The organism is Nitrosospira multiformis (genome assembly GCF_003050865.1).
GTDB classification, from domain to species: domain Bacteria; phylum Pseudomonadota; class Gammaproteobacteria; order Burkholderiales; family Nitrosomonadaceae; genus Nitrosospira; species Nitrosospira multiformis_E.
Map to the genome: position 1 here is coordinate 33,572 of NZ_QAOK01000016.1, position 13,085 is coordinate 46,656.

Sequence of the window (13,085 nt, forward strand, 5' to 3'; positions counted from 1 at the left end):
TGTGGCAGGCGAATGCGTCCACTACCCGCGGATGCCTGTTTGACATTTGTGCATCTCTGACATAGAATGCGCGGCTTTCAGTAAATAAGCAGGGGTAGGTTTGTGAAAACCTTTTCAGCCAAGCCACATGAAGTGAATCGGGAATGGTTCGTGATTGATGCGGCGGACAAGGTACTTGGACGTCTCGCTGCCGAGATTGCCCATCGTCTTCGCGGCAAGCATAAGCCCATCTATACGCCGCATGTGGATACCGGTGATTTCATTGTCGTGATCAACGTGGACAAGATGCGCGTTACCGGCAACAAGGCTGAAAACAAGATGTACTATCGCCACAGCGGTTACCCTGGTGGTATATACGAAACGAGTTTCGCGAAAATGCATGCGCGTTTTCCCGGCAGACCGCTGGAAAAAGCGGTAAAAGGCATGCTGCCGAAGGGTCCTCTCGGCTATGCAATGTTAAAGAAGCTCAAAATATATGCCGGCGCAGCACACCCACACGCCGCACAACAGCCGCGGCAACTTGAAGTCAGGGCTTGATCATCATGAATGGAACCTACAGTTACGGTACGGGGCGGCGCAAAAGCGCCGTAGCGCGCGTGTTCATCAAGCCGGGTAGCGGCGTGATAACAGTCAACAACAAACCCGTGGATGAATTTTTTTCCCGGGAAACGGGACGCATGGTGGTGCGCCAGCCGCTGGAATTGACCGGAAATCTCGATCGCTTTGACATCCTGGTGAATATTCATGGCGGAGGCGAATCCGGACAGGCAGGCGCAGTGAGGCATGGAATTACCAGGGCGCTGATTGACTTCGATGCAACCCTGAAACCCGTATTGAGCAATGCCGGGCTGGTTACGCGTGACGCGCGTGAAGTGGAGCGCAAAAAAGTTGGCCTGCGCAAGGCACGACGCCGGAAGCAGTTCTCCAAGCGATAAGCTTTTATCTATCATAAAAAGCCGCCTGTCCGCTGCTTCTGGCGGACAGGCGGCTTTTTTCTTTTTTAGCGCCTGTAATCGTAAACCTTCCTGCCACAGACATCATCCGGATCTCAGTGTGAGGTAGATGCGGCGTGACAACGAATTTTAACCACACGAAAATCTCGAAGAACCATGCTTAAGATTGGCATCGTAGGTGGAACCGGATATACCGGAGTGGAGTTGCTGCGTATTTTGTCTCAACACCCTCAGGTGAGTATCGAGGCAATTACATCGCGCAAGGAAGCTGGGATGGATGTCGCCCAGTTGTTTCCAAGCCTGCGTGGACGGATAGAGTTAAAATTTTCCGATCCCGCGGAGGCAAACCTCGATAAATGCGACGTGGTATTCTTTGCCACCCCGAATGGCATTGCCATGAAGCAGGTTCCATCCCTGCTCGATGCAGGCGTACGGATAATTGATCTTGCCGCCGATTTTCGCATCAAGGATATCGCCGTCTGGGAAAAATGGTATGGAATGTCCCATGCCTGCCCCGAACTGGTTGCGGAGGCGGTCTACGGCCTGCCGGAAATCAATCGCGACAGGATAAAGACAGCGCGGCTCATAGCCAACCCCGGCTGCTATCCCACGGCCGTGCAACTGGGTTTCCTTCCTCTGGTGGAATCAGGCGCCGTGGATCTGGATCATCTCGTCGCAGACGCGAAATCGGGCGTGTCAGGCGCAGGACGCAACGCGGAAATTCATACCCTTTTTGCTGAAGCAGCGGATAATTTCAGGGCCTATGGGGTATCCGGGCATCGCCATCTTCCCGAGATCAGGCAGGGCTTGTCACAAGCGGCAAAACACCCCATCGGCCTGACATTCGTACCGCACCTTACCCCGATGATTCGCGGCATCCATGCCACGCTTTATGCAAAACTCCTTAAAGAAGTCGATTTGCAGGCGTTATACGAAAACCGCTACGTGAATGAACCGTTTGTCGACGTACTTCCGGCAGGCTCTCATCCGGAAACCCGCTCTGTGCGGGGTTCGAATCTCTGCCGCATCGCCGTCCACCGCCCCCAGGGTGGGGATACAGCCGTCATACTCTCGGTTACGGATAACCTTGTCAAGGGGGCGGCCGGGCAGGCAGTGCAGAATATGAATCTCATGTTCGGCTTGCCGGAAACTCTTGCTATCACCCACGTCCCCTTGTTTCCGTAAGGAATCGGAATGACGAGATTCACAGTATTTTCTGGCCGGATCAATAGTCTTTGTCAAGATCGAAGTTCATCGTTAGAATATCCATAGTCGGCTGCGGGTTTCTCTCGGCACGTCTCCTGGTAGTGATCGAGAACCCGGCCTGCAAGAGAAACTTTCCATTATTTCGATCTGATGCTCTTTTGCGATGTTTCGAATACGCGTGGCTGCCGCTTCAAAGGGCATGACCTGCGCTTATGATAAAGTCGCGTAACAGAAGGCAAAAAATAGCTGCGGCGCCAGCCGCGGTCCGATTACAGACTCCCGCTCATGTCCGCTGGGCGACTCTTGCCATCCTGCTCGTGGCTGCGCTGATTCTTTCTTGGGGTATGTACGCTGCCGGGCGCAACGCCGGTATTCCCGACAGAATCGAACCTCCACGTGAAGAAAGAACTGAGACAGGACCGGAGATGGAGCGGTTGTCGCAGTCGAATGCCCGATTGCAGCACGAGAATGACGAACTGCGCATAAAGATGGCGGGGCTCGATCAGCAGTTGCAAATGGATCAGGCCGCCCGTCAGGATATTGCAAGCCAGGTCAAGACCCTTCAGGGCGAGAATACGCGCCTCAAGGAAGAACTGGCCTTTTTCCAGAATCTTGGTTCTGCTCCCGGCAAGACCGGGCAGCGTGTTTCCATCGGGGGCCTGAAGCTTGAAAAAGGTAAACTGCCCGGCGAATACCGGTACAGCCTGCTTCTGGTTCAGTCGGGAGTGCGGGGCAAGGATTTTCACGGAAACCTGGAATTTGCCGTCAACTTTCAGCAAAACGGGGAAAAAATGGTTCAGTCATTGACCTCCAACGAAACCAGCGACGACGACCCATCGAAGAAGTTTGATGTCAGCTTCCGATTTTATCGGCGGGTGGAAAGTACTTTCTGGCTGGCTCCGGATGCCATTGTCGACAGCTTGCAGGTGAAAGTGTTCGAGAAGGGCGAAACGCAGGCCAGACTCATGCAAACGGTGAATCTGTCTTTGTAAGGAGAGAAAATGTTTGAGAAAATAGGCAAACCGCACAACCAGATCGATTCGCTTATCGGCGTTGATACTCACATTGAAGGAAATATCATCTTCAGCGGGGGAGTACGGATAGACGGTCGTGTTACGGGAAACATTACCGGGTTGAGCGACATGCCGAGCACTCTGGTTTTAAGCGATCAGGCGGTCGTAGAGGGTGTCATCCACGTTTCCCATGCGGTGATCAATGGCACGGTAGTCGGCACAATAAAGGTTACCGAGTATGTGGAACTCCAGCCAAAAGCAAAGGTCTGTGGCGATGTACACTATAAAGGCATGGAAATACATCTCGGCGCATCTGTTCAGGGCATGCTGCTCCATACAGAAATCCTGGAACGCGGAAGCAATGTCGTTACATTATTGCCGGCAGCCCAGATCAACGATTTGAAGCACGTGTAACCCTGTGCAATCTCTTACCAGGTAATTCGGAAACGCTTATGAACGCCCCTTTCAACAACGGTTCAAGTCAGACTGATTCGATGACGAACATCCCGACGCCATTGATCTTTACCGACAGCGCAGCAAACAAGGTCAGAGAGCTGATCGAAGAGGAAGGAAACAACGATCTCAAGCTGCGGGTATTCGTGGCAGGAGGCGGATGCTCCGGCTTCAAGTATGGATTCACCTTCGATGAACTGATAAGTGAAGACGACACAGTAATGGAAAAAAACGGTGTCAAACTCCTGGTGGACGCAATGAGTTTCCAGTATCTGGCAGGAGCGGAAATCGATTATCAGGAAAACGCAGAGGGCGCCCAGTTCGTTATCAAGAATCCGGGCGCTGCAAGTACCTGCGGTTGCGGCTCTTCATTTTCCGTTTAAACCCTGCGGGTTAACTCTGCGCAGGTCCTAAGCAGGGTAGATGGCTCCGAGAAGGCGTTCCCCCTTCGCGCCGGTAACCGAGGGAATATTACCAGGCATGCCACGGATGACTTGTCGCGCAAGCCAGCCAAAGGCGAAAGCTTCCAGCCAGTCCGCGTCCACGCCCAGGCTGTCCGTCAATCCAACTTTCCTGCCGGACAATGCCACCTGAAGGGAGGCGACGAGCTGACTGTTCCGTGCGCCCCCGCCGCACACATAAATTTCAGCTGCATCCCCGCAGTAATCGAGTATACAACGGGCAATTCCGGTGACGGTCAGCTCCAGCAGGGTGGCCTGGACATCGGCCGGACTCTCATTTCCCTTCAGATAGCCGTCCAGCCAGGTTGTACTGAATAATTCCCTGCTGACGCTTTTGGGTGGGAGAAGGGAAAAAAACGGCAGTGCCAGCAGCTTTTCCAGCAGCAGGGGGATCGCTTTTCCGGTTGCCGCCCACCTTCCATCCTCATCATACGCTTGCCCGGTATATCGCGCACACCACTCGTCCATCATTGCATTGCCCGGACCGCAATCGAATCCTGTCACGTTTCCACTTCGCGGCAGATCAGTGAGATTGCTGATTCCCCCGACGTTGACGATCACGCGATGAACGTGCGGGTCCGCGAACAAAGCCTGATGAAATGCCGGCACCAGGGGCGCGCCCTGTCCTCCTGCAGCGATATCGCGACTCCTGAAATCGGAAACCACCCTGATTCCGGTGAGTTCTACCAGCAACGGGGAATTGCATAACTGGATGGTGTAACCCGCTTCTGCCTGGGGACAATGACGTACGGTTTGTCCGTGACATCCGATGGCAGCGACTTCGTATGGCGCAACGCCGCTTTTGCGGAGCAGGCCCGCCACTGCTTCGGCGTAATGGCGGGCAAGCTGATTACCAAGCGTCGCGGCGCGGTGCAACTCGTCATGGCCGGGAAAGTGGAGTTCCTTGAGCTGTTCGCGGAGCTTTCCTGGGTATGGCAGATAGAAGTTGTTCAGTAATACCGGCGGAGAGGCTTCAAAATCGGCAAGTACTGCGTCGATCCCATCAAGGCTGGTGCCCGACATGATGCCGATATAATACTCCGCTTTCAAGTCTCTCCCGCTGACATAACCTTTATCCAGTCGATCCGGTCGACCACCCCGTTAATCCAGCAGTGCGAGATTGATGCCGCGCAGCATATCGAGCCTCGCCATCGACGATTTCGTTGATTCGTAAAATGCCGCGAGGTGTGTGGGAGCGATCGGTTTTCCTTCCGGCATGGGCTCCTTCAGAGGATCGCGTTGAATGCCGTCGACACGGAATTCAAAGTGCAGATGGGGCCCGCTCGCCAGGCCAGTGGCTCCAACCCGCCCAATGGTATACCCCTGGCGGACACGCTGACCCTTGCGCAGCCCTTTGGCGAAAGCAGACAGGTGGCCGTAAACCGTGGCATACGACCCTTCATGCTCGAGGATGACCACGTTTCCATATCCTCCTTCCCATCCCGCCACCGCCACGACGCCATCGGCCACCGCCTTTACCCCTGTGCCGGTGGGCGCCACGTAGTCGATGCCCTTATGAGCCCGCCATTTTTTCAGGACTGGATGGAAGCGGCCGGTGGAAAAACCGGAACTGATGCGAGAGAATTCCAGCGGCGAGCGCAGAAACACCCTGCGCAGGTTCTTGCCATCCGGCGTGTAATAACCGCCTTCTCCACCGTCACTCCCCGGGAAGTACACTCCCCGATAAGGCACTCCCTGGTTGACGAACTCCACCGCCAGCACCCGGCCTGCTCTCGTCGGTTCCCCGTTGCCGTAGAGGGAATCGTACACCACCGTAAAACGGTCACCCTTGCGCAGATCGCGGTGAAAATCTATTTGGGAAGCAAGGATATCGACAATCTGGGAAGCCACGCTGTCCGGTATGCCCGCGCGGTCGATCGCAGAAAAAAGCGAGCTTTCGATCACGCCTGATTTCATCTGGATATGTGTTTCCAGCAATGCCGGCCTGTCGCTCATCACATAGCTGCCATCGCGTTTTTCCAGCACCACCTGTTCGCTGCCACCGGGAAAGTAGCGCAGCAGCAGCAACTCGCCCACAGCACTGGTTTCGGCATGCACCATTCTGCCCGCGACCAGTGGATGCAAAGCTTTCAGATCCGAGGTATCCCGAATGAGACGCGCCACGTCCTGATTATTCACTTCAAGCCGGGAAAGCAGGCTCCCGATGGTATCGCCCTGCTGGATACGTTCATGACGCCAGAAAGTCATGCCCTCCGCCGAGCCGGCGCGAATTTCCGGAATCTCCAGGCCGAGGACGACCTGCTCGACCGCCGGCACGTCTTCCACCGCCGTATCGGGGGCAATACCGAAGGCTGCCACCATTCCAAACAATGGAATGCTCGATAACAGTATCAGGCCGCGCAGTGTTTTTCTTGTAAGTGTAAGAGCCTGGCTGTTGCTCACTATCTCAAGTCCCTGGTGAATGAGCCAATATAATCTGTTCCTTATGCGCGCCCATGTCTGCCTGCCGCTTGCCATCTCCCATGCCCGGGAAATCAGCTGGACGAATCTCTTTTTTATGGTTGCCAATATCCAGCTATTGGCCACTCTCCCCAACTCTCGTTGCCCGTGCCGAAACAGCCGGCACAATACATCCTTGGTGAGCGTCAGCAGACTGTGCGCGGAACCCCTATTCCTATATCCTCGCATAGGTTCCTCTTGACGTCATGGCTTCAGAATATGAGTCTAGCACAAAATCAGCAGCCCATATCAAGGCCACCCGCAAGCCCCCCTTAAAAGGCAAGACCCCTGCCTCAGATCAACCCGGAGATTGAAAGATATCGCTCCCCGACTTCATCTCCCGATTTGGCAGTAAAATAGCGCTCCCCAAACCCTCAGTTTTTCAGAACTTATGTCTATAGCCGACCCCACTCTGGACCTGCTGGCATATCATGCGTTTCCTCACCTCGCCTCCGCCCTGCGCGTACGCAAGGAGGCCATCCTTCGGGAGTGGGAGAAGTCTGTCGCTTGCACCCTGCCCGCGGCTGACGCGCTCACGCTAAGAAACCTCCGCGACTCCGTGCCTCTTATCCTGGAAGAGGTGATCGAAGCGTTTTCCTCCAGCCATCCCGTCACTACCCAGGCGCTGGTGGAAGGCAGCAAACTGCATGGCGAGTCGCGCTTTCAGGAAAATTACAACATGCGCGAACTGGTGGTCGAGTACCAGCTTCTGCGGCGCGTAATGATCGAACAGATTTCCGAAGAATTGAATGGCGAACTGGACGAGACAAGCAATGTTGCCCTGAACATGGCAGTAGATGCGGCGCTGCAAAGCGGAACGGTCATATTCGTCGAGAATCTGCAGCGGCAGCTCAAGTCTGCGACGGAAATCCAGTCCAAGTATCTCTCTTTTCTTTCTCATGATCTTCGCAATCACCTCAACCAAATCACGCTATATATCCAGATACTTGCAATGAAGCTCGCAAAAATTCCCGAGCTTGCCGACAACCTCGCGGACCTGGAGTCAGTCAGGAGCATCATACTCAAGACCACTGCTGGAATGGATCGCTTGCTGCAATCGGAGCAACTGCGAAAAGGGTACTTTCACCTGGCGATGGAAGTGGTGGATTTGAATTCCCTGTTATCTGAAGCAGTCGGGCAGATCACACCGGAAGCGCAGTTGAAGGGAATAGAGTTAAGCATCGATGTGCCGGACGGCGCGAAAGTGATCAGTGAAGAAGCGCTGCTGGTGCCTATATTGCAGAATCTGCTGGGGAACGCGGTAAAATACAGTTCGGGTGGCCGGATAGAAGTTACAGCCCGTCATAACGCCAGCAGGGAAGATAGTGCCTGGATCCTCAGCGTGAGCGATCAGGGTCCGGGTATTGCGCCGGAAAACCTGACCCACCTGTTCGATGCTTTCCAGCGCGCCGATACCTACGGCAAACCGGGGGTGGGGCTGGGTTTGTCCATCGCTTCAGAAGCGACCCGGCTTTTGGGCGGCAAACTGGAAGTGGAGTCCGTGGTAGGGGTCGGTTCGACCTTCCGGTTGTTGCTTCCCCGCCAGATACTGGAAGACGAGGTTTCTGATCAAGGCGTGTGATTTTGGCGTCTTTTTGCGGGATAAATATTCGCTCACTGGTATATGGGAGCTCGGCACGCTCTGTTGCTGATTATCAGCACTCCTTTCGTATAAAGCCTGTATGGTATCTTCTTAAGCAAACGGGTTACGAAGATCGGGATCCGGGGGAGTTGATTTGAAAATGGTTTTCTGTCGTTCGGTTCCAAAGAAGAGATAGCGCAGAGGGACGCACTATCGCGCAAGCGCGAATCATTGAAGCACATTGAATAAAATAATCCGCTCGGAATTACTGGTCTGTTTTCTGCTCGGCGCACTTACCGTTCCCGGTTTTGCGCCGTTTTATCTTTTTCCGATCCCGCTTGCGACCCTCGCGCTGTTGTGCCATTTCTGGCGCAACAGTGCGCGACCTCGCGCAGCCGGATTGCTCGGCTTCTCGTTCGGCATGGGAATGTTCAGTGCGGGTGTCACCTGGCTGTATATTTCCCTGCATGATTTCGGCGCAATGCCAATGCCGGTGGCCGTGCTTGCGCTCATTTTTCTGTGCGGCTACCTCGCGCTGTTTCCGGCAATGACAGGCTGGACACTGAAAAAACTGGATATCGCGCCCCCTATCGTATGGGCTCTGGCTGCCGGGTCGCTGTGGGCCTTGTCTGACTGGCTGCGCAGCGTATTGTTCACCGGCTTTCCATGGCTGACCCTGGGTTACTCCCAGGCGCCACTCAGCCCCTTGGCTGGTTTCGCGCCCATTATCGGCGTATACGGCGTTTCCCTGCTGGTGGTGCTGAGTGCCGCGCTGCTGTGTTTGCTCGTTCAGAAGAAATTTCGCAAGCCCCTCTATTTTTTACCCCTGCTGACGCTCTGGCTTTTCGGTTTAGGCCTCCAGCAGATTCACTGGACTGAACCCGAAGGCGAACCGGTGACCGTAAGCCTGCTGCAGGGGAATATTCCGCAGGATATGAAGTGGCGTGAAGACCAGCTCATCAGTTCCATGGAAAACTACACGCGGCTTGCACTGCAAAGCGACAGCCGCCTGATCATCACACCCGAAATTTCGATCCCGCTCTACCGGAATGAGGTATCGCCCATCTATCTTGCCCAGCTAGCCGCTCATGCAAGGCGGAATAATGGCGACATTCTGGTTGGCCTGGTGGAAGCACCGGGTGGCCGCAGCGAATACTATAATTCCATGTTCAGCTTCGGCACCTCCCCTGAACAGAGTTACCGCAAGTATCACCTCGTACCGTTTGGCGAATTCATCCCATTGAAGCCGGTGTTCGGGTGGATCATCAACGTCCTGAAAATTCCGTTATCCGATTTTTCACGGGGCGCACTCGGACAGCAGCCCATGAATATCGCGGGGCAACGGGTCGCAGTGAATATCTGCTATGAAGACGTGTTCGGCGAAGAGATCATCCAGCAGCTGCCGCAAGCCACCCTGCTTGCCAACGTTAGCAACGATGCCTGGTTTGGCCGCTCCATCGGTCCCCGTCAGCACTTGCAGATCTCCCAGATGCGCGCCCTTGAGACGGGACGCTATATGGTGCGGGCAACCAATACAGGGGTCACGGCAATCATCGACGAGCGCGGCCGGGTGTTGCAGGAGGCGGAAATATTCACCACCACCGCGCTGCATGGCACAGCACAGGGATTTGCCGGCGCCACCCCCTACGTGCGGTTCGGCAACAGCCTGATTCTCGGGCTTTGCGGAATATTGCTGGGGCTTGCCGTGTTATCCGCTTTTCGCGAAACTCGCAAAAAACGGTAAAATCGCGTTCTCACGCAATTTTACGGCGCCTCTTACTGCGTCTTACTTTTACGCCTTTTTGTCAATTACGGTCCGGCTCAGAGTCTTACATGCGCACATTTCAGGAAATCATTCTTGCCCTGCAACACTACTGGGCCAGGCAGGGCTGCGCGCTGCTTCAACCGTACGATATGGAAGTGGGTGCGGGAACCTCCCACACCGCCACATTCCTGCGCGCGCTCGGCCCCGAGCCGTGGAAAGCGGCGTATGTGCAGCCCACCCGCCGTCCGAAAGACGGGCGTTATGGCAAAAATCCCAACAGGTTGCAACACTACTACCAGTTTCAGGCGGTGCTGAAGCCCGCCCCTGCCAATATCCTTGAACTGTACCTCGGCTCGCTCGAAGAACTCGGTTTCGATCTCCGCCAGAACGATATTCGTTTCGTCGAGGATGACTGGGAAAACCCCACTCTCGGCGCGTGGGGGCTGGGCTGGGAAGTGTGGCTGAACGGCATGGAGGTGACGCAGTTCACCTATTTCCAGCAGGTGGGCGGCATGAACTGCAAGCCCATCACGGGTGAAATCACTTATGGCCTGGAGCGACTGGCCATGTACCTGCAAGGCGTGGACAACGTTTTCGACCTCACCTGGACAGAGGGGCTTTCCTATCGCGATGTTTACCATCAAAACGAGGTCGAGCAATCCTCCTACAACTTCGAGCACAGTGACGCAGATTTCCTGTTCCAAGCCTTTGCAAGCCATGAAGCACAAGCCCGGCATCTGGTGGAACAGGGACTGTCCCTGCCGGCCTATGAACAGGTGCTGAAAGCTGCGCACACTTTCAATCTTCTCGATGCGCGCGGCGCGATTTCGGTCACGGAGCGCGCCGCCTATATCGGACGTATCCGGGAGCTCGCACGCAGCGTGGCGCATGCCTATTACGAAAGCCGGAAGCGTCTGGGCTTTCCCTTGGCGCCAGTGGAATGGGCACAGGAATTGCTGGAGAAAGCCGCTTGACTGAAACAACGCAAGCAACACAAGGTTTGGCAACCCGAAATCTTCTGGTTGAACTGCTGGTAGAGGAACTGCCCCCCAAGTCGCTGAAGAAACTGGGTGACAGTTTCGCGCAGGGAATAGCCGCAGGCCTGAAAAGACAGGACTTGGCGTGGGAAGACTCGACCGTTACCCCTTTTGCCTCTCCACGGCGCCTTGCCGTACATCTCACACGCATAGCAGCACAGGCGCCGGACACATCCTCCCTGAAAAAACTGATGCCGGTAGCGGTGGGGCTGGACGCAAGTGGCCACCCCACTCCTGCCCTGCTCAAGAAGCTGCGCAGTCTTTGCGGCGATGCTGATCCTCTCCCTCTCCTCCCTCTGCTCAAGCGCGCCCAGGATGGAAAAAGTGAAACTTTATTTCTGGACAGCGTGGTGACGGGTGCGACGCTGGCGGAAGGCCTGCAGGCAGCGCTCGACGAGACGCTGCAGAAATTACCCATTGCCAGAATGATGGCGTATCAACTGGCCGATGGCTGGAATACCGTCAATTTCGTCCGCCCGGCACATGCGCTCGTTGCCCTGCATGGGGAAGAAGTCGTGGACATATCCATATTGGGCCTGACAGCCGACCGGCAAACCCAAGGTCATCGTTTCGAAGCGATGACGAATCCGCTGACGGTGAAAGATGCCGACAGTTACGAACAACAGCTGCGGGAAGAAGGCGCGGTGATTGCGAGTTTCTCCCATCGTCGCGCCGAGATCGAGCGCCAGTTGCTGGGGGCCGCCAGCAAGGAAGACCTCGGATTGACCCAATATGACCGTCTGCTGGATGAGGTTACCGCGCTGGTCGAACGCCCCAACGTGCTGATGGGTAAATTTGAAACAGCATTCCTGGATGTGCCACAAGAGTGCCTGATCCTGACGATGCAGGCCAACCAGAAGTATTTTCCCCTGCTCGATGCCGCGGGCAGGCTTTCGCACAAGTTTCTGATCGTATCCAATATCCGCCCGGTGGACGCGGGCGCAGTGATTGCTGGCAACGAGCGCGTACTGCGCTCGCGCCTTGCGGACGCAAAATTCTTTTTCGACCAGGATCGGAGGAAGACGCTGGCCTCGCGGGTGGAAGGCCTGCAGAGGGTGGTATACCACAACAAGCTGGGCACGCAGGCGGAACGGGTGGAAAGGATCTGGGCCATTGCACAAACCATCGGCTTACAGCTCGGCGGCAATGAACTTGCAGCCAGGGCGGGCGAAGCAGCCATGCTTGCCAAAGCGGACCTGCTCACCGACATGGTCGGCGAGTTCCCAGAGTTGCAGGGCATCATGGGACGCTATTATGCCAAGCATGACGGCGTGGCCGAAGAGGTCGCCGATGCGATCGAAGACCACTACAAGCCGCGCTTTGCGGGCGACGAATTGCCGCGCAATCTAGTGGGCGTATGCGTCGCGCTCGCCGACAAACTCGAAACACTTGTCGGCTTGTTCGGTATCGGCCAGATACCCACTGGGGACAAAGACCCCTTCGCCTTGCGGCGTCATGCGCTGGGCGTCATCCGGATACTGATCGAAAAAGAAGCGCCACTTTCACTTGATAACCTGCTTGAGCAAACCGAGGGTATTTTTGGAAAAAGGATTAATGGCGTAACGGAAATCCTGAGTGATTTCATTTATGAACGGCTGCGCCATTACTTCAGCATAGAGTCATTTGATGACCAAGCTATTGAGTCAGGCAAGCGCGTTTACGTAGCATCTGCCGAGGACCGCCTCGCTTATTCGCCGCAGCAGATCGACGCCGTACTCGCCCTGCGGCCCCAGTTGCTGAATGATGTCAAAAAACGCCTGATCGCGGTGCGCGCTTTCGCCACCCTGCCGGAAGCCGAAAGTCTTGCGGCGACCAACAAGCGGGTGGGCAACATTCTCAGAAAAGCGGAAGTCGATGCAGCCGGGGAAATCGACACCGCCCTGTTGCAGGCGCCCGCGGAACAGGCGCTCCATCAGGCATTAAACCGTATAATGCCGGAAGCCGATACAGCCTTTACCGGGGGCGACTATACCGCTTCGCTACAGGCGCTGGCCGCACTGAAAGCCCCAGTGGATCAGTTTTTCGATACAGTGATGGTCAATACAGAGGATGCAGCGCTGCGCCACAACCGGCTTGCCCTGCTTGCGCAAATGCAGAAGACAATGAACCGGATCGCAGATATTTCCCGACTGGCGATCTGATACGGTAACTGCTC

At 55.5% G+C, this 13,085-nt stretch carries 12 protein-coding genes; 10 read left to right on the forward strand and 2 right to left on the reverse strand.

All coding sequences use genetic code 11. From position 1 onward, the window contains the following. Positions 1 to 102: 102 nt before the first annotated feature. From rplM to erpA, 6 genes are all read left to right on the forward strand, one after another. Positions 103 to 537, forward strand: coding sequence for a 50S ribosomal protein L13 (gene rplM, locus C8R21_RS09615; protein WP_074972322.1), 435 nt, complete (start codon positions 103 to 105; stop codon positions 535 to 537). Positions 538 to 542: 5 nt separating this feature from the next. Next, the gene (rpsI, locus tag C8R21_RS09620) at positions 543 to 935 is read left to right on the forward strand and encodes a 30S ribosomal protein S9 (protein WP_011379922.1); all 393 of its coding nucleotides are present in this window, start codon (positions 543 to 545) and stop codon (positions 933 to 935) included. Positions 936 to 1,109: 174 nt separating this feature from the next. After that, the gene (gene argC / locus C8R21_RS09625) at positions 1,110 to 2,138 is read left to right on the forward strand and encodes an N-acetyl-gamma-glutamyl-phosphate reductase (protein ID WP_107762495.1); all 1,029 of its coding nucleotides are present in this window, start codon (positions 1,110 to 1,112) and stop codon (positions 2,136 to 2,138) included. A gap of 233 nt (positions 2,139 to 2,371) precedes the next feature. Then, entirely contained in the window at positions 2,372 to 3,151 is a 780-nt protein-coding gene (locus C8R21_RS09630) for a DUF6776 family protein (RefSeq protein ID WP_107762496.1), read from the forward strand. 9 nt (positions 3,152 to 3,160) lie between these two features. Continuing rightward, on the forward strand, positions 3,161 to 3,586 hold the full coding sequence (locus tag C8R21_RS09635) for a bactofilin family protein (protein ID WP_074972328.1): 426 nt from the start codon (positions 3,161 to 3,163) through the stop codon (positions 3,584 to 3,586). Between the two features lie 80 nt (positions 3,587 to 3,666). Further along, positions 3,667 to 4,008 (forward strand): iron-sulfur cluster insertion protein ErpA, encoded by a 342-nt coding sequence (gene erpA, locus C8R21_RS09640; protein WP_208290966.1) that lies wholly within the window; start codon positions 3,667 to 3,669, stop codon positions 4,006 to 4,008. Between the two features lie 27 nt (positions 4,009 to 4,035). Here erpA and C8R21_RS09645 read toward each other — a convergent pair whose 3' ends face one another. Both C8R21_RS09645 and C8R21_RS09650 read right to left on the reverse strand, forming a co-directional pair. Next, entirely contained in the window at positions 4,036 to 5,136 is a 1,101-nt protein-coding gene (locus C8R21_RS09645; protein WP_107762498.1) for an anhydro-N-acetylmuramic acid kinase, read from the reverse strand. Positions 5,137 to 5,187: 51 nt separating this feature from the next. Further along, a complete protein-coding gene (locus C8R21_RS09650; RefSeq protein ID WP_308811389.1) occupies positions 5,188 to 6,735 on the reverse strand; it encodes an OapA family protein in 1,548 nt (515 codons plus the stop codon). A 202-nt stretch (positions 6,736 to 6,937) separates the two neighbouring features. Between C8R21_RS09650 and C8R21_RS09655 the strand changes: the two genes are divergently transcribed. The 4 genes from C8R21_RS09655 (at position 6,938) to glyS (ending at position 13,071) form a co-directional block, all read left to right on the forward strand. Further along, positions 6,938 to 8,128, forward strand: a complete 1,191-nt coding sequence (locus C8R21_RS09655; RefSeq protein WP_107762499.1) for a sensor histidine kinase — start codon at positions 6,938 to 6,940, stop codon at positions 8,126 to 8,128. Positions 8,129 to 8,378: 250 nt separating this feature from the next. After that, the gene (gene lnt, locus C8R21_RS09660; protein WP_181258895.1) at positions 8,379 to 9,872 is read left to right on the forward strand and encodes an apolipoprotein N-acyltransferase; all 1,494 of its coding nucleotides are present in this window, start codon (positions 8,379 to 8,381) and stop codon (positions 9,870 to 9,872) included. An 89-nt stretch (positions 9,873 to 9,961) separates the two neighbouring features. Next, positions 9,962 to 10,867, forward strand: a complete 906-nt coding sequence (glyQ, locus tag C8R21_RS09665) for a glycine--tRNA ligase subunit alpha (protein ID WP_107762501.1) — start codon at positions 9,962 to 9,964, stop codon at positions 10,865 to 10,867. 26 nt (positions 10,868 to 10,893) lie between these two features. Then, complete coding sequence (gene glyS, locus C8R21_RS09670; RefSeq protein ID WP_258192338.1) at positions 10,894 to 13,071, forward strand: glycine--tRNA ligase subunit beta; 2,178 nt, start codon at positions 10,894 to 10,896, stop codon at positions 13,069 to 13,071. Positions 13,072 to 13,085: the final 14 nt, after the last annotated feature.